The following is a 16,490-nucleotide window of genomic DNA, read 5'->3' as shown; positions in this document are numbered from 1 at the left end:
CTGGAAACTTATTTTATTTGCTATACAAGGTCGTACTTCTACTCCTCATATAGACGGCTTGCCTCGACTCCATGGAGCGCCAGTTCTGATTCGATTTCCGTTGGGTTGAGTCGAATGCCTTCTATGGTTAACAGATTATAAATAGAATCCAAGTCGATCTTCCATTCGTGGATGCCATTCAGTTTTTCAACAGCTTGTTTGATTTTGTCTACAAGACTGGGATGTTGTGCATTAGTTTCGAAAATGAGCTTTTCCATAGTGTTTCATATTAGGCCTGATTAAAAATCAGGCGGGTTTAACCAAAATAGCGTAGACAATCATTTGATCGGCTAATTACAATAGTCTCAATATAAGGATAATAATCTTAAATTAATGCTTTGAAATGACTAAATTGTAATGAAACTGTTAATTTTTGTAATAAATATATGGAAATTTTATAGTCGTTAGATTGCCTTTAAAACACCGGATTTCATTTTATTGTAATCGAACAAGTCTATATGTGGATTTCGGATTTTCTAATACGACGTTTTCATTGGTATAGAAATTTTAAGTAAGTTTGAAATGAACATGACGACTGAGACCTCGAATATAATCATCCTGTTATTGCTGGCAATTGTTGCTTTAATATCGGGTTTGTACCTCTTGTTAAGACAAAAATATAGGAAACTTGAGGTAGAAAATAAACGACAAAAGGAGCTTTTTAATCGTATGGACAATCAGAAGATTGACGATTTCCATCGGGCCCAATTAAATCCCCACTTGCTTAAAAATTCATTGAACGGAATACTTTCACATGCCTATCAGACCTATTATACCATGGACAAGTTGGCCATGGTATTGGACTACGTTTTGTATGAAAGTGAAGATGAACTCGTTTCACCTAAAGCAGAGATTGATTTTGCGCGTAATCTCATTGAGATTAATAGGGTAAAACTGAGTCCCTTATTTGATATACGCGTTAAGTTTGATATTGATGAACTAAATAGTTCCTTGTTGAATACACCTTCATTGGTTCCTTTGATTTCTGTGGATTTAATTGAAAACGCATTTAAACATGCAGATTTCCATGGCCCTGATTCTTTTATTTCTATCATGCTGACCTTTAAGAATGGTTTGCTGGAGCTCATTGTAAGCAATCGAATTTCAAAACGTTCGCCCCTACAAAAGGCCAAAAGTGGAATAGGCAGCAAAACGTTGGAAGAACGGCTCATGTTGTACTATCCAGGTAGACATCACCTGCGCAGGTTTGTAGAGAATGATGTATATAGTGCCCACCTTCAAATCAGATTGTATGCGGATTGAAAGAAGTTTGAAATGTGTTCTTCTGGATGATGAAATACCAAGCTTGAGGTTCTTGAAAATGCTCTGTGAGCAAATTCCAGGGGTAGAGGTGGTGAAAACCTTTAATGAACCAGCAGCATTGTTGAGAGAATACCGTTCATTAAGTTTTGATTTTTGTATTCTGGATATTGAAATGCCGGAATTTAATGGATTTGATGTAGCCAGAGAACTCAAGGATTTTCCGATTGTGTTTTCTATCGCATATAAACAATATGCGAGCGATGCTTTTGATATTAATGCTGTAGATTACATGCGTAAACCAATATCTCTGCAACGTCTTCAGCAGGCCATTATGAAAGTAGAACAAATAATCAATAATAAAGCTGAAATTGTCTCGTTTGCACAGTTTAATACGAATAAAGGAAAAACGGTATTGTATTTCGATCAGATTAACTATGTTCAAATAGCTGAAGTAGACAGCCGTGATAAAACAGTTTATTTGGCTGATGGTTCGTTCATTTTGTTGAAAAATATAAGCTTCGATAAGTTGATGGAGATTTTGCCTGAGCATGACTTTATACGCATCAATAAAAAAGAGATCATTGCAACCAAGATCGTTAAATTTTTCTCCGCTGATCAAATAACAAGCAACTTGTTTGACGAACAAGATATGCCTCTTTTGTTTAATTTGGGGGAATCGTACAAGAAAATGTTTTTCGAGAAATTCAGTTGATTACATTTTTTTTTTGTTTCATTACATATTTCCTTCCACCTAGCAGCTGAAAAGCACTAAAACTCTTACAGAATTATATTTTTGTTGAGACTGTATTTTATCCCTCCTTGTTTAGAGAATATTGGTTGGGACTTAGTATGCTATTGTCATTATATTTATTTTAATTGCTATTGAAGATGAGGAAATATAGGAATACAATTTTCTATGTAGTTTTAGTTGGTACATTACTTGGGGTGATGTATTGGATGATTCATTTGGGGGCACAGCTAGAGGCTCCAGAGCTACTGCGTGGGGAGAAAACAAGTCAAGGTGCCTGGAAGGATTTTACATCAACTTTATTCCATAGTCTGCAGCATCCGCTAGCGATATTATTGGCTCAAATCGTGACGATCATTATCGCGGCACGTATTATGGGCTGGATTTGCATTAAGATTAAGCAGCCTGTGGTAATCGGAGAGATGCTCGCAGGTATCATATTGGGACCATCATTGCTGGGGCTCTATTTTCCTGAATTTTCGCATACACTTTTTCCTGTAGAATCGCTCAGTAATTTGCAGTTTTTGAGTCAAATTGGGCTAATCTTATTTATGTTTATCATTGGAATGGAGCTGGATCTGAATGTGCTGCGAAATAAAGCGCATGATGCTGTTGTCATTTCTCATGCAAGCATTGTGATCCCATTTACGTTGGGAATTTCATTGGCTTATTTTTTATACCTATTCCATCCACCTACAAATGTAGAGTTTCTATCCTATAGCTTGTTTATTGGTATTTCCATGAGTATCACAGCATTTCCTGTCCTTGCCAGAATTATACAAGAAAGAGGATTGCAAAAAAGTAAGCTAGGTGCAATGGCGATTACCTGCGCGGCTGCAGACGACATTACGGCTTGGTGTATACTCGCTGTCGTAATTGCAATCGTCAAAGCCGGTGATTTCGCCAGTGCGTTGTATACAATAGGGCTTGCTGTTGCTTATGTGCTCATTATGATTAAGATCGTGCGCCCATTTTTGATGCGCGTAGGAGAGGTGAAAGGTAGTAAGGAAGCTTTGAGTAAACCTGTTGTTGCTATTTTCTTTATTGTGCTGTTATTGTCTGCTTATGCAACCGAAGTAATCGATATCCATGCACTTTTTGGTGCATTTATGGCGGGAGCAATCATGCCCGAAGGAAGTCGATTCCGAACAGCATTCATCGAAAAAATCGAAGATGTCTCTACTTTGTTATTGTTGCCTTTATTTTTTGTCTATACTGGACTGCGTACGCAGATCGGTCTACTTAATGATCCTCAGTTATGGATGATTACCATTGGTATTATTTTGGTCGCGGTTATTGGGAAATTTGCAGGTAGTACGTTGGCGGCGCGTTTTGTCGGTCAAAGCTGGAAAGATAGTTTGAGTATCGGCGCGTTAATGAATACGCGGGGTTTGATGGAACTTATCGTCCTCAATATTGGATACGATCTTGGCGTTTTAAGTGCTGAATTATTTTCGATGATGGTCGTTATGGCCTTAGTGACCACCTTTATGACAGGGCCATCCTTAGATCTTATCAATTTTCTCTATCGACCAAAGAAGAGTTTATTGCAGGAAGATATCCAGGATAAATCGAAATTTAAGATTCTATTGTCTTTTGCGAAAAGTAATACTGGGATTTCGCTACTGTATCTAGCGGATGCTTTAACGTTGAAATCGAAAAAGAATGCTGAGGTTACTGCATTACATATTGAACCTTCAAACGAATTACATCATTATGAGGTGGAAACCCAGGAACTGGATAGTTTTCGTGAAATCAAGCAGGTCGCTCAGCAACTCGAACAGCCTATTCAGACAGTATTTAAAATTTCTAGTGATATCGATAGTGAGATTGTTCAAACTTCCAATGAACGCGATCAGGATTTATTACTTTTGGGTGTCAGCGAATCCATCTATGAGGGGAGTTTATTGGGGCGATTTTTAGATTTTACTACGCGGATTGTAAATCCTGAAAAGTTATTCCATACGGTTACAAATGCCGAGTCTCCCTTTACGACATTTGATAGAAATCAGCAGATCAACGCCAAAGTGAATGCAATGGTAGGCATTTTAATTGATAAAGACTTTGTGAAGGCGAAGCGAGTGATCGTTCCTGTTGTTTTGAAAAATGATGAATTTCTATGTGAAATCATACAGCGCCTTATTCAGCATTCGGATGCTCAGATCATCGTATGGGATCTGAATCAAGTGCTGAAAACCAATGAAAGCTTCAAGGAGAAATTGAGGCAATTGGAACAACTTGTTCCCAACCATCTCACAATAACGGAAAAAGAGTTAAACAGTGATACCTGGCGGGACCATGACTTAATGTTGATCAGCCTGCCCAGCTGGAACAAAATTGTCAATAAAAAAGTACATTGGCTTCCTTTTACGCCATCCACACTGTTGATGGCGGATCGCAAACCATAAATAAAACGTAAAAAGCCCCTAGGGGCTTTTACTTAAGGTGTTATCAAGATCTATTTATTGATCTTTTCTATCTTGATTTTTAGTCCGATCAATTTTTCGATATCAGCCAAATACGGTCTTTCTTCTACATCGCAAAAAGAGATGGCTTTTCCTTCCTGACCAGCTCTTCCTGTTCTACCAATGCGATGAACATAGGTTTCCGGTACATTTGGGAGATCATAATTAATCACAAGCGGTAGTTGTTCGATATCGATTCCTCTTGCTGCAATATCGGTAGCGATCAAAATTTTAAGATGACTGTCCTTAAATTCACCTAAAGCTTTTTGTCTTGCATTTTGCGATTTATTTCCGTGAATGGCCGCTGCTCTTAAGCCATTTTTCGCAAGCAACTTGACGATTTTATCCGCTCCGTGTTTTGTTCGGGAGAATACAATGGTGCGCTCATGCTTCAGCTTTTTTAATATGCTCGTCAATAATTTGATCTTCTCCTTCTTTTCAACAAAAAATACAGATTGATTTACTTTCTCGGCTGTTGAGCTTACCGGGGTGACGTCAACTTCAATAGGCTTGTGTAATATGCCATGCGCGAATTTACGGATATTAGGAGGCATTGTCGCCGAGAAAAACAATGTTTGTCGCTTTGAAGGAACCTTGGCGAGGATCTTCTTGATGTCATGAATAAAGCCCATGTCCAGCATGTTGTCCGCCTCGTCTAATATCAAGATCTCGATTTTATCTAGAGAAACTATCTTTTGATTCATTAAATCCAGTAAGCGGCCTGGGGTAGCAACAAGAATATCAATACCTTTTTTAATTTCTTTAACTTGCTTTTCTTGGCTTACTCCACCAAAAATAGTGCAATAGTTTAGTTTTAGATATTTTCGGTATAAGTTGATATTGTCTCCAATTTGAATGGCTAGTTCACGTGTTGGTGTAAGAATCAAAGCTCTAATGGGAACGAGTTTACCTGATGTCTTAGTTTCTTCAAGACGTTGTAAAAGCGGAAGTGCAAAAGCGGCCGTTTTACCGGTTCCCGTTTGTGCACAGCCAATAAGATCGTTTCCTTGCAATACAATTGGAATGGCTTTTTGTTGAATTGCAGTAGGGTGTGTATAGCCTGTTTCTGTTATTGCTTTTAAAAGCGGAGCGATTAAACTGAGTTGTTTAAATTCCATAAATAGTATGTTCGAATTTGTCTTAAATAAAACCTTTGAGAATCCTTTTTATGCTTTTTATTTGAAAACTAAAAGTCTTCAACGGAAAAGTAAAAGATTGCTAAAAAATTGTAAAGGAAGAATAGGAAAAAGAAATGGGATAAGTCATTAAGAATTACCCCATTAACAAGAAAGTGTATTTTTTGGATTACGCCAATTTTACATTTGTAGCGCTGATCCCCTTTGGAGTTCTTTCTACATCATAAGTAACAACGTCGCCTTCAGATACTTGGTTTTTAAGCGCAGAAACGTGTACGAAAACATCTGCACTACCATCCTCTGGTGTAATAAAACCAAAACCTTTAGTTTCATTGAAAAATTTAATTTTACCTGTATTCATTATTTTTAATTAAGTGCGGCAAGGTAGGCATAATAAATGATTAATCTTTTATTTTTTTTAATGAATTATAAAATGGGTTGTGTAACTGAGCGTTTTTTTGAACGAGATGTTGATTGAAACAGCGTTAGAAGGAGGAATTTATCGAACAAAAATGTATAATAAAACACGATCTCGCCAACCAATGTAACATGGTCAACTCATGATGCTGTTGTTAATGGTATTATTAATTATTTAGATAAATATTTTTTCTAAATGTTTGTTCTTAGTGAAATTAGTAGTAACTTCAACCGCCCCTCCCAAGGGCATGTTTTTCATAGGTAGATGTATGGTCGAGTGATTCTAACTCGACCATTTTTTGATAGGGGTACGCTAGGTTTGTCTATATATATTTTACAATGCTTTTTGCGAGCACCTAGATTCATTTTTGTATTTTCATCGAAGCAATTTGTTTTTAATAATAAAGAAAGCATTCTTATTTAGGGCATTCATCTAAGCATATGTATTCTGTTCGTTTTGACAATTTAGATGATATCCAGTAAAAACAAAACTTAAACCAATATCCAATGAATAGAAAAGATTTTATCAAAACGTCCACTGTTTTAGCTGCATCGTCATTTTTCTTAAATGCTAAAGGTTCAAACTTTTTAGATCGATCCATCCGGGTTGGATTAATTGGTGTAAATGGTATGGGCTGTTCTGATTTGAATGCATTGTTAAAGAATGATGGCTTGGTGTGTACTGCTCTTTGTGATGTGGATGAAAATATTCTTAAAAAGAGAGCAGAAGAACTTCAAAAAAGAAATATACAGGTCGAAACGTTTGTAGATTATAAGAAGATGCTCAATAGCTCGATTGTGGATGCGGTCATTATTGCAACTCCGGATCATTGGCATTGCCTGCAACTGGTAGATGCCGTAAATGCTGGAAAGCATGTATATGTCGAAAAGCCCATCGGTAACTCCATTGTTGAATGTCAATTAATGGTTCAGGCAGCAAAAAAGAATAAGGCTATTGTACAAGTCGGGCAATGGCAAAGAAGTCAGCAACATTTTAAGGACGCCATTGATTTTGTTCATTCCGGTAAATTGGGCAAAATAAGATTGGTAAAAGCTTGGTCTTATCAAGGGTGGAAAAGTGCTATTCCCATAGTGCCCGATGAACCGGTTCCTGCAGGTGTACATTATACGGAATGGCTAGGTCCGGCACAAAAAAGACCATTTAAAGACCGTTGCAAAATAATGTTGATATTTTCTGATCGGTTATTTTTGCTTTTTTTTGCAGTTTTTTCCGATTTGGATTCGGAAATCTAGTTGCGTTTTCTTGAAAAATCCTCTTTTTGAGGCCTTTTCAACTGCTTAATTTGTGTTTTTTATTGCATTGGACACAAGTATCCCAGGTGATCTGTAAAGATTGTACGCCATGGCTTCCATTAGATTTTGTGTATGCATTTTGGCGATCCCCTTATACCTTGCACAGCTTGAGTTGAACCATCGCCGGATGCTCCCGAAGGTCCGTTCAACTTTGAACCTGATCTTGCCGATCAGTTTGTTTCTTAACTTCTCTCTTTCGGTTAACGCTGTTCCTTTCTTTGCCTTATGCAAGATCCTGCTTTTTAGCTTTCCTGATTTGATCAATTCCTCATTTTTAGAGGAACGATATCCCTTGTCAGCATAGATATGGATGCCCTTTGGAAGGTCAGCCGAAGATATTACCTGTTGAAGATTGGCAATTTCATTTACATTTGCTGGAGTGGTTACCACGCCCAGAACCAGGCCTTCTGTATCGGTGACATAATGCTTTTTATAGCCATAACGTGTTTTCCCAGCCTTCTTTATCCAACGAGCTTCATGGTCAACACCCGGGCTCTCTTGTTGGATCAATAACTGTTCACTATTCTCTTTATCCAGCTCAGAATCTTCGCGAGGATGTTCACTACGGTCACTTTCGATCTCGTAAATAACTTTGCCTTTTGGTTTTAGCGGAGAATCAACAATACTGGCATCAACGATAGCTCCACGTTTTACCAATATTTTATGTTTATTCAACTGCTTGTTCAGCTCCTTGAATAGATTCTCATAAACACCCTTTTCTGTCAGCGAGCTGCGAAAACGGCTAATAACACTGTGATCGGGAACCGAATCGTCCAAACTGATGCCAACAAAGCGACTAAAGGAGATACTGTCGTTTATACGGTCTTCTACTTCGTAGTCACTCAGACCATACCAGGTCTGTAGAAGTGTCATTTTGAAGAGGACAAGACCAGAATAACTAGGGCGTCCCATTTTGCTTTCCCCTTTGTGGTAATGCTTGTTGATAATATTTGAAATCGGATGCCAATTTACCAATGTATTGATCTGATCGAAGAATTCCTGCTTGATTTTCCGTCTTTGAACCATGTAATCAACAAAGCTAACTTTTTCTGTCTTTTCCATACCTTAAATATAACGAAAATCAACAAGAAACAAATTAAAAACTTGAATATCAATAAAATAAAAACCAAACACTTTTGCAACGGTCTTATTTAATTCGAATCGATTCCATTTTAATTTTCGATGGTTTTGGGACTATGCAGGAGGTTTGATGACAGATTGGGGTGTGCATATGTTAGATTATGCTTTACTTGGGATGAAGGTTTCTGATCCAAAATCTATTATGGCCTCAGGAGGTAAGTTTGCGTTCCCGGACGATGCAGGCCAAACACCTGATACGATGACTGCTGTGTACGAGTTTGATGGCTTCAATATTCAATGGGAACATGCCAAAGGAATTGATCTCGGACCTTATAACCGCAATCACGGTGTAGCATTTATTGGTAACAATGGTACGCTGGTCTTGAACAGGTCGGGCTGGGAGGTCATTCCAGAAAAAGGAAGGATGGAAGCGGTCTCTATCCAACCTTCTTTAGATAACGGACTGGACAAACATATGGAAAATTTTGTAGCATCCATTCGCCAACGTAATCCACAAGTACTTCATGCACCAATTGAAGTGGGGGCACACATTGCCATCTTTTCTCAGCTCGGAAATATAGCATTCAGAACTGGACAAAAACTCTATTGGGATAAAGATAAACAGCATTTTACCGATCAGAAAGCAAATAAATACTTAGCTTCGGTTTATCATAACGGCTATAAATACCCAAAAGTATAATGCCTTAAAATTGGTTGTTGATTAATTATTATAATCAACAACCAATGGATTATTCCTTACTGATTATTCACTCCTTTATTTCTTAAAGAACAAATTCATTTGCAAGATCGATCTCCTCGCGATTGATGGAGTGCCCCGCGTTTTGATATACCATGAGCTTTACATTGGCATTCATTTGTGCTAATATGGATACTGTAGCTTCAACGCGTTCAAGAGGAACATGGAAATCAGGATTGCTAGTGCCAATAAAAATAGGCGTTTGTGCGAAGTCACCGGTGTAATTATCCCTGTTAATTTCTTCGCCTATTACTCCGCCAATAATTGCTATAGCGCCACCATAGCGCTGCCCATGCCGTGCAAGATATTCTAGTGTTAAACAGGCACCCTGAGAAAAACCAAAAAAATAGATATTTTCGGCGAGGATCCCATTGTCTAAAGCTAGTTTAACTGTATGATCGATCAGATCAATTGCGGAACTCAACCAGGGCTCGTTCTCATGTACGGGAGCAATAAAAGAATAGGGGTACCAAGTGTGATTTTCTGCCTGCGGTGCAAGTAGTGCAAAATTATCGACATGAAGATAGGATGACATGCCAAGGATGTCTTCTGCACTCCCCCCACGACCATGGATCATGACAATGGCTTTTTCTGCCTGTTCTAAATTTTTACCAGCTGTTTTAATATTTATTGAATGACTCATTTTATGCTTTCATGTAGGGTAGTTTATACCGTTTTTTTAAACCAAACGTCTTGATATAGTTCTGGATGACGATGAAACTGCGCATTTACATAAGGACATAATGGAACAATTTTCATGTTGTTTTCGCGCGCATGAGATACCAATTTCTCGAGTAGTATTTTTGCAAATCCTCTTCCCTCATAGGCTTCGTCCACCTCTGTATGGTAAACAACGAGATTACCGTCAATGATAGCGATACTCATCAAACCTGCTTTGCGTTCATCGGAGAATAATTGAAGCTCTCCACGTTGATTTTTGTCTAATACAATTTCAGTTCTTTCCATAATTTCCTCGTTTGTATAATGATGTTTATATAATTTAATTAATCGATTTTTGGCAATGTCTGTTCAATCTGCGAACGGTAGTTTTCATATTGCTTCGGCAATTTGAGTGCCGATCCTAAGCTGGATAGTGGTTCGTCTACCGTAAATCCGGGATTGTCTGTCGCGATTTCAAATAAGACACCACCAGGTTCACGAAAATAGAGTGAGAAAAAGTAATCTCGATCTATTTTTGGTGTGATATCTAGCCCTGCTGAAAGTACCTTTTCACGATACTCCATCAAAACATTGTCGTCCTTTACCCGAAATGCGACATGATGGTTTGTACCGGCTGCATTTTTGCCGTATGGTAGATTTTTATCCGCTATTATGTCAACGCTATTAGCCGTATCAATGCTATCCGTTGTTAACCTATAACGATTATCATGCTGTTGTTGGAGCGAATAACCCAAAATATCGGTCAATACTTTTAGCGTCGGATCTGCTTCTTTTAAAGAAAGCGTGATATTATGGAAGCCTTTTAGTGCATGTTCGCTATTGATGTCAGTCGTTGTCCATGCCTTTCTATTATCTTTCGTTTCAATAAACTGAAGCTGCAATCCATCAGGATCATTAAATGAAATTAGCTTCTCTCCAAAAATTTCACTTTCCTGTAAACTAATCTGATGTTCCCCTAAGCGATTTTTCCAAAAATCCAAACTCCCTTGAGGTACGGCATAGCCAATATGAGTCGCCATTCCTGCTCCTGCGGTACCTTTTCCGATACCTTCCCATGGGAAAAAAGTGAGGATCGTTCCGGGGTCCCCCTGTTCATTGCCGAAGTAGAAGTGGTAGGTGCCAGGGTCGTCGAAATTAACTGTTTTTTTGACAAGGCGTACACCCAGTACTTTCGTGTAAAAATCGAGATTTCGCTTTGCGTTGTCTGCTATCGCAGTAATGTGGTGTAACCCTAATATTTTATTTTCCATATCTGATAATTTTATTTTCTTAACTAATGTAAAGTTACGCCGACCAACAGGGAATTTTATTGAACTAGATTAATAAAAGCTATAATTGACATTTTTGTTTTTTAGGGAATAGTGATTTTCGAAAATATATAAAAAAACACCTGAAGTTGGGGACTTCAGGTGTTTAACCTAACCAATTATTAACCTAAATTTATGAAATGTATATTTCTGAATATTATACTACAACATCAAATCCAATTATCATGCCACTATTTAATAGTGTAAATGAACTCAGATAAAAGCGTTATATATTGTATAATTTAGGTAAATTGGATTGTACTAATATGAGGTGGGAATTGAAGACTTCAATTAAAAATAGATTTAAAGATGAAAAATAGAACAATGGTTAAGGTCATCACTTTCTCTGTTTTATTGCTAACGCTGGGTTGTCAGCAGCCGCAGACAAATGAATCAAAGGAGGCTGCACAAAAACAACTTGACGAAAACAAAGAGAATAAAAGAATCGTTTTAGATTTTTATCAGCAAATGTTTGGTGATAAGGATGTCTCTGCAGTTGATAAGTACATTTCCCCTCAGTATATCCAACATAATCCCTCTGTTGCGGATGGAGCGGCAGCATTTAAGCTCGCTGCAGCGAAATGGTTTGAAGGACAACCTAAAACAAGGATTGATGTGCAACACATTGCTTCGGATGGAGATTTGGTCTTCATACACCTAAAGAATAAGAATCCAGATGGTAGTCTTAAATCGACTATTGATATATTCAGGCTGGAAAAAGGTAAAATTGTGGAGCATTGGGATGCACAGCAAGATGTGCCTAAAAATGCAGCAAACGCACATCCTATGTTTTAGGGATAGCAATAAATCGCATTTCCTTTTTCCTCTGCGTTTTAGTCCCTCTTAATTGTTCGGGAATCTATCAGGTATGGTAAATTATGTCTAAATTTAGGCCTAACTCATTTTTTTCGCAAACCATTAATGTTAATCATGAAAAGAGTCTTCGGCCTAAGTTATTTTTATCTGTTGTTTTCTGCATGTAGTGTGCATTATCGTCCGAAAGATCATCCGTATGTATATGTTCAAAAGAAAGATCGAGAGGTTAAGGAATGGAAGCTAGTATGGGAAGAGCACTTTAATTCCCCTAAGCTAGATAGTAGTAAATGGTCCCGGATTCCAGCGGGAGGAGCTGATTGGAACCGGCATATGAGTATGGATGATGCCTGTTTTGGATGGGAAAATGGTGAGTTAATTCTTAAAGGAATAAAAAATACAGACAAAAATAAAGATTCAAGACTATTTTTGACAGGTGGGATATGGAGTAAGGGAAAGTTTGCTTTTCAGTACGGACGTATAGAAATCCGAGCTAAACTTGGAAGTGCAAAAGGTGCATGGCCTGCCATGTGGATGCTAGCAGAGCTGGACAAGTATGGAAAGTATCCGAGAAATGGTGAAATTGATATTATGGAACATCTTAATTTTGATCATATCATTTACCAGACAACACATTCATACTATACCTTAGATCTGGGGCAAAAGGAGAATCCCAAACATTTTGGTACCGCTTCGATCAAATCAGAAGAGTACAATACATACGGTATAAGCTGGTATCCCGATCGTATTGTATTTCAGGTGAATGGAGTTGATACCTTTACTTATCCAAGGGTTAATGGAGCAGACCCTTCTCAGTGGCCTTATGATCAGCCCTTTTATCTATTGATTGATCAACAGTTGGGCGGGAGCTGGGTTGGTGAGGTAAATCAAGACCAGCTGCCTGTTGAGATGCGTATTGACTGGGTTAAAGTTTACCAATAGTGCTCCACCAATTCTCGGAAGGGTAAAAGATGAAAAAGATCGCAGACTATTGAACCGCAGTTTTCTGATAACAGTTAAATATCCTAATTTTAGAGGTGACCTATGATTAGGTGATAAAAACTTAATATACGCGACATAGGAAAAATGTTTACTTTTGGCCAAATTATGGAAGATAATACGATATTCAAGATTAGCAATAAGATTAAGGAAATTCGAAAAGAAAAAGGAATTACCATACAGGAAGTTGCTGATAGAGCGGGGGTAAGCAAGGGACTTATTTCGCAGATTGAAAATAACAGAACAATACCCTCCCTACTGGTATTGATTAATATCATCAATGCACTGAATATTGATCTTAATGAGTTTTTTAAAGATTTTAATTCTGAATTGGATTCAGGCCCCGTGGTCGTTCGGAAAAAAGATACTTATAGTCCGTTTGAAAAAGAGTCGGCTATAGGTTTCCATTATAAAAGGATTTTTACATCTGCGATGGATAGTTCGACCATGGACATTGTTCTTTTGGAGTTGCTTCCGGATGCGCAGCGACCAATGGTTGAGACCGAAGCTTATGAATATAAATATATCATTAGCGGGCAGGTTGAGTACATCTTCAATGATCAAAAAATTAGCTTAGAAGAGGGCGATTCGATCTTTTTTAATGGCCGATTGTCACATACACCGCGTAATGTTGGAAGTGAAAAGGCCGTCATGCTAATTGTATACTTTTTTGAAAATAAGAAATAGAGGATAACATGTTAATTGTCAGGGCATCATTGAATCTTTCAGTGATGCTTTTTTTATTTTATACTTTTCGTATCGCAAAGGGATGCTTATATTTGTTTATAAATACTTAACAAAAGTTTAGTCTTGTGTTAATTTCCAAAATTTACTTTTGATTGCGGACAATGAGGTCTGTTAACAAGTTTAAATGATGGAGTTAAACCAACGAATAAAAAGACGCATAAATAGACTGGATGAGAAATCTGTGGCTATTGTTCTGGCTGTTACAGCATTTTTATGTTATACGAGTATGTATTCATTTAGAAAGTCATTTACGGCATCTGCTTTTGCAAATGATACTATTTTTGGTGTCGATTATAAAGTCTGTATGGTGGTCATTCAAATGCTGGGGTATTTGTTGTCCAAGTTTTATGGCATTAAATTTATCTCTGAAAGTAAACAGCGTAGTAGAGGGCGGTATTTGATCGGTTTGATTTGTATTTCATGGATAGGTCTTTTGGCATTTGCAGTTTGTCCGAGACCTTGGAATGTTGTCTTTCTTTTTATCAATGGTTTTCCATTGGGAATGGTTTGGGGTTTGGTATTTAGTTATTTAGAAGGAAGGCGGTTTACAGAGATTATGGGGGCAGTGATGTCTGTGAGCTTGATTTTCGCGTCAGGACTGATAAAAACGGTTGGGCGGTGGTTGATGTCTTCTTTTCATGTTAACGAGTTTTGGATGCCATTTTTGACGGGTTTACTGTTTTTTCTGCCCTTTGTTTTGTGTGTATGGGTATTGGAAAATGCTCCAGGGCCAACAGAAGAAGACAAGAAGCTCCGGACGGAGCGCATTGCGATGGATAGTAAAATGCGAAAACACTTTTTTAAAACCTTTATGCCGGGTATCGTTTTGACTATTATCGTTTATACGATGCTTACTATTTTACGTGATGTACGCGATAATTTTGAGGTTGAAATCTGGCAGATGTTACATGTGAAGGGGGCGGGCATTTTTGCAAAAGTTGATGGGACTATCTCCTTGATTGTACTGCTGCTGGTAAGTTGTCTAATCATGGTTAAAAATAATCTTAAAGCATTTAAGTTGATCCACTATATGATCATTATAGGTTTTCTGACTGCAGGTATTTCTACCTATTTGTTTACAAAACAATGGATTGACGGTTTAAGTTGGATGTTGCTCGTCGGTTTGGGCTTGTATATGGCATACATCCCTTACAATGCGATATTTTTTGAGCGAATGATCGCAACATATCGTATGAAAAGTAACATCGGCTTTGTTATGTATATGGCTGACTCAATCGGTTATTTGGGTAGTTTTCTGATATTGGTAAACAAAGAATTTATGCCAAATTCTGTCACTTGGGGGAATTACTTTATTCAATTGGTCTTTTTAGCCTCTATTATCGGAGCTATTTTGGGTATCTTCTCTCTACTCTATTTTATTCGAAAAAAAGAACAGATGAAAGGAAGTGATGATGAGTTGTTGGCTCCTTGGCATACCACAAAAGGAGAAGTGCAAATTAGTTAACTATACTTTTTTATGATATTCTATTTATAAAGATGAAAACAAATACATATGATTTAATTATTGTTGGGGGTGGGATTTTAGGGACCTTTCATGCCTATCATGCGTTACAAATGGGATTACGCGTGCTCCAACTCGAAAAAGATAATTTCCCCGTGGGATCTACTGTTCGTAATTTCGGACAGGTAGTGCCATCGGGGATGGCAGGCGAATGGTTTGATTATGGTGTGCGAGGACTTGAAATATATCAGTCTATTCAGAAAGAGATGGATATATCCGTTAGAAATAACGGCAGCATCTATATTGCTTCGGATAGTGATGAAGTTCAGGTGCTTCACGAGCTATCTAAGCACTATCAGGGAAAAGGATATGATCATGAACTTTGGTCAAAGGAGCAAGTTCTATTGCAATATCCCGTAATGAATGCTGATTATGTTAAAGAGGCTATCTTTTTTCCGCAGGAACTCAGTGTAGAGCCCGAGTCAATGATTAGACAGCTGCATATTTATATGCAAAATAAGTTTGTGGACTATACGTTGAAATACGATACGACAATTGTGGCCTGCGAGGATAAAAATAATGCTGTTGTTGTCACGAGCAGTACGCTAGAAAACTTTGAAGGGAAGAAATTGCTTATCTGTAATGGATACGAGTTTAAAATTTTATATCGTTCCTTGTTTGATAATAGCGGGCTTGAAATTAGCAAGCTGCAAATGATGCGTACAAAGCCTTTGGCTCATATTTATCTTCCTGGGAATATCTTAACTGGGTTGACCATTCGTCGATACGAGAGTTTTGAAGAATATTGCCCTTCGTTTCAAACAATTCCAATGCCTGATTACTACCAGGAGCTGCGCAATTATGGAATTCATATCCTATTTAAACAGGCCACGGATGGTAGTATTATTATCGGTGATTCGCATGAATATGCAACGGGAAACAGACTGGATGAACTGGGCTTCTCAGTAAGCTCCTATATCAATGAATTGATGATTGCGGAAGCCAACCGTATCATGCCAATGGACCGTACCTGGATTTCATCTTCTTGGGCAGGTTATTATTCGCAGCACAAAGATCATATTCTTGAAATCGACGTTAGCCCAAGAATACATGTTAGAACCGGTATTGGAGGGAAAGGAATGACAGCAAGTGCTGGCTATGCCGAACAGAGTATTGAAAAACTTTTTTAATTTAGACATATTGAAGAGCCCCGCTATCACATCTAGCGGGGCTCTTTCGTTTTTAAGCTATTTATTTGATCA

At 37.9% G+C, this 16,490-nt stretch carries 16 protein-coding genes and 1 pseudogene; 10 read left to right on the top strand and 7 right to left on the bottom strand.

Features of this window, described 5'->3' with window-relative positions:
• Window positions 1–38: 38 nt before the first annotated feature.
• Complete coding sequence (locus CBM24_RS16740) at window positions 39–257, bottom strand: hypothetical protein (protein WP_046672939.1); 219 nt, start codon at window positions 255–257, stop codon at window positions 39–41.
• A gap of 304 nt (window positions 258–561) precedes the next feature.
• On the opposite strand from CBM24_RS16740, the gene CBM24_RS16735 reads away from it, so the two are divergent.
• The 3 genes from CBM24_RS16735 to CBM24_RS16725 all read left to right on the top strand — a co-directional run bounded on the left by CBM24_RS16735 (window position 562) and on the right by CBM24_RS16725 (window position 4,458).
• Entirely contained in the window at window positions 562–1,302 is a 741-nt protein-coding gene (locus tag CBM24_RS16735; protein ID WP_088162023.1) for a histidine kinase, read from the top strand.
• The gene (locus CBM24_RS16730) at window positions 1,292–2,014 is read left to right on the top strand and encodes a LytR/AlgR family response regulator transcription factor (RefSeq protein ID WP_157698507.1); all 723 of its coding nucleotides are present in this window, start codon (window positions 1,292–1,294) and stop codon (window positions 2,012–2,014) included. The genes CBM24_RS16735 and CBM24_RS16730 overlap by 11 nt, the downstream gene beginning before the upstream one ends.
• A gap of 176 nt (window positions 2,015–2,190) precedes the next feature.
• The gene (locus CBM24_RS16725) at window positions 2,191–4,458 is read left to right on the top strand and encodes a cation:proton antiporter (RefSeq protein WP_088162021.1); all 2,268 of its coding nucleotides are present in this window, start codon (window positions 2,191–2,193) and stop codon (window positions 4,456–4,458) included.
• A 50-nt stretch (window positions 4,459–4,508) separates the two neighbouring features.
• On the opposite strand, the gene CBM24_RS16720 is transcribed toward CBM24_RS16725, so the two are convergent.
• Both CBM24_RS16720 and CBM24_RS16715 read right to left on the bottom strand, forming a co-directional pair.
• Complete coding sequence (locus CBM24_RS16720) at window positions 4,509–5,633, bottom strand: DEAD/DEAH box helicase (RefSeq protein WP_088162020.1); 1,125 nt, start codon at window positions 5,631–5,633, stop codon at window positions 4,509–4,511.
• Window positions 5,634–5,820: 187 nt separating this feature from the next.
• Complete coding sequence (locus CBM24_RS16715; RefSeq protein WP_046672944.1) at window positions 5,821–6,012, bottom strand: cold-shock protein; 192 nt, start codon at window positions 6,010–6,012, stop codon at window positions 5,821–5,823.
• Between the two features lie 563 nt (window positions 6,013–6,575).
• Between CBM24_RS16715 and CBM24_RS16710 the strand changes: the two genes are divergently transcribed.
• Window positions 6,576–7,322: a Gfo/Idh/MocA family protein gene (locus CBM24_RS16710; protein WP_088162019.1), complete on the top strand. Its 747-nt coding sequence runs from the start codon at window positions 6,576–6,578 to the stop codon at window positions 7,320–7,322.
• A 45-nt stretch (window positions 7,323–7,367) separates the two neighbouring features.
• Here the strand turns inward: CBM24_RS16710 and CBM24_RS16705 are convergent, their stop codons facing one another.
• Window positions 7,368–8,390: an IS5 family transposase gene (locus CBM24_RS16705; RefSeq protein WP_157698597.1), complete on the bottom strand. Its 1,023-nt coding sequence runs from the start codon at window positions 8,388–8,390 to the stop codon at window positions 7,368–7,370.
• A 154-nt stretch (window positions 8,391–8,544) separates the two neighbouring features.
• Between CBM24_RS16705 and CBM24_RS16700 the strand changes: the two are divergent.
• A pseudogene (locus tag CBM24_RS16700) lies at window positions 8,545–9,162 on the top strand (gfo/Idh/MocA family oxidoreductase); the annotation flags it as partial.
• Between the two features lie 82 nt (window positions 9,163–9,244).
• Here the strand turns inward: CBM24_RS16700 and CBM24_RS16695 are convergent.
• From CBM24_RS16695 to CBM24_RS16685, 3 genes are read right to left on the bottom strand one after another with little or no spacing between them, the layout of a single operon-like run.
• Window positions 9,245–9,862, bottom strand: a complete 618-nt coding sequence (locus CBM24_RS16695) for an alpha/beta hydrolase (protein WP_088162017.1) — start codon at window positions 9,860–9,862, stop codon at window positions 9,245–9,247.
• Window positions 9,863–9,885: 23 nt separating this feature from the next.
• A complete protein-coding gene (locus tag CBM24_RS16690; RefSeq protein ID WP_349681407.1) occupies window positions 9,886–10,224 on the bottom strand; it encodes a GNAT family N-acetyltransferase in 339 nt (112 codons plus the stop codon).
• Window positions 10,224–11,150: a ring-cleaving dioxygenase gene (locus CBM24_RS16685; protein ID WP_088162016.1), complete on the bottom strand. Its 927-nt coding sequence runs from the start codon at window positions 11,148–11,150 to the stop codon at window positions 10,224–10,226. Before CBM24_RS16685 ends, CBM24_RS16690 begins: the two co-directional genes overlap by 1 nt.
• A 366-nt stretch (window positions 11,151–11,516) precedes the next feature.
• Between CBM24_RS16685 and CBM24_RS16680 the strand changes: the two genes are divergently transcribed.
• The 5 genes from CBM24_RS16680 (at window position 11,517) to CBM24_RS16660 (ending at window position 16,418) form a co-directional block, all read left to right on the top strand.
• On the top strand, window positions 11,517–12,002 hold the full coding sequence (locus tag CBM24_RS16680; protein WP_088162015.1) for an ester cyclase: 486 nt from the start codon (window positions 11,517–11,519) through the stop codon (window positions 12,000–12,002).
• Window positions 12,003–12,137: 135 nt separating this feature from the next.
• Window positions 12,138–12,962: a glycoside hydrolase family 16 protein gene (locus CBM24_RS16675; protein ID WP_088162014.1), complete on the top strand. Its 825-nt coding sequence runs from the start codon at window positions 12,138–12,140 to the stop codon at window positions 12,960–12,962.
• Between the two features lie 165 nt (window positions 12,963–13,127).
• Window positions 13,128–13,706, top strand: coding sequence for a helix-turn-helix domain-containing protein (locus tag CBM24_RS16670; RefSeq protein ID WP_075994857.1), 579 nt, complete (start codon window positions 13,128–13,130; stop codon window positions 13,704–13,706).
• A 184-nt stretch (window positions 13,707–13,890) separates the two neighbouring features.
• Entirely contained in the window at window positions 13,891–15,231 is a 1,341-nt protein-coding gene (locus CBM24_RS16665) for a DUF5690 family protein (protein WP_088162013.1), read from the top strand.
• 32 nt (window positions 15,232–15,263) lie between these two features.
• A complete protein-coding gene (locus CBM24_RS16660; RefSeq protein ID WP_088162012.1) occupies window positions 15,264–16,418 on the top strand; it encodes a TIGR03364 family FAD-dependent oxidoreductase in 1,155 nt (384 codons plus the stop codon).
• The last annotated feature ends 72 nt before the right edge of the window (window positions 16,419–16,490 follow it).

Source organism: Sphingobacterium sp. G1-14, assembly GCF_002196555.1.
Classification (GTDB): Bacteria; Bacteroidota; Bacteroidia; order Sphingobacteriales; family Sphingobacteriaceae; genus Sphingobacterium; species Sphingobacterium siyangense.
The sequence above is the reverse complement of the archived record's forward strand: the minus strand, read 5'-3'. Positions and strand labels throughout refer to the sequence as shown.

What these genes read in the sequence shown, in the direction of transcription:
- CBM24_RS16740 (WP_046672939.1), bottom strand. Translation starts at nt 257, where the DNA reads ATGGAAAAGCTCATTTTCGAAACTAATGCACAACATCCCAGTCTTGTA.
- CBM24_RS16735 (WP_088162023.1), top strand. Translation starts at nt 562, where the DNA reads ATGAACATGACGACTGAGACCTCGAATATAATCATCCTGTTATTGCTG.
- CBM24_RS16730 (WP_157698507.1), top strand. Translation starts at nt 1,292, where the DNA reads ATGCGGATTGAAAGAAGTTTGAAATGTGTTCTTCTGGATGATGAAATA.
- CBM24_RS16725 (WP_088162021.1), top strand. Translation starts at nt 2,191, where the DNA reads ATGAGGAAATATAGGAATACAATTTTCTATGTAGTTTTAGTTGGTACA.
- CBM24_RS16720 (WP_088162020.1), bottom strand. Translation starts at nt 5,633, where the DNA reads ATGGAATTTAAACAACTCAGTTTAATCGCTCCGCTTTTAAAAGCAATA.
- CBM24_RS16715 (WP_046672944.1), bottom strand. Translation starts at nt 6,012, where the DNA reads ATGAATACAGGTAAAATTAAATTTTTCAATGAAACTAAAGGTTTTGGT.
- CBM24_RS16710 (WP_088162019.1), top strand. Translation starts at nt 6,576, where the DNA reads ATGAATAGAAAAGATTTTATCAAAACGTCCACTGTTTTAGCTGCATCG.
- CBM24_RS16695 (WP_088162017.1), bottom strand. Translation starts at nt 9,862, where the DNA reads ATGAGTCATTCAATAAATATTAAAACAGCTGGTAAAAATTTAGAACAG.
- CBM24_RS16685 (WP_088162016.1), bottom strand. Translation starts at nt 11,150, where the DNA reads ATGGAAAATAAAATATTAGGGTTACACCACATTACTGCGATAGCAGAC.
- CBM24_RS16680 (WP_088162015.1), top strand. Translation starts at nt 11,517, where the DNA reads ATGAAAAATAGAACAATGGTTAAGGTCATCACTTTCTCTGTTTTATTG.
- CBM24_RS16675 (WP_088162014.1), top strand. Translation starts at nt 12,138, where the DNA reads ATGAAAAGAGTCTTCGGCCTAAGTTATTTTTATCTGTTGTTTTCTGCA.
- CBM24_RS16670 (WP_075994857.1), top strand. Translation starts at nt 13,128, where the DNA reads ATGGAAGATAATACGATATTCAAGATTAGCAATAAGATTAAGGAAATT.
- CBM24_RS16665 (WP_088162013.1), top strand. Translation starts at nt 13,891, where the DNA reads ATGATGGAGTTAAACCAACGAATAAAAAGACGCATAAATAGACTGGAT.
- CBM24_RS16660 (WP_088162012.1), top strand. Translation starts at nt 15,264, where the DNA reads ATGAAAACAAATACATATGATTTAATTATTGTTGGGGGTGGGATTTTA.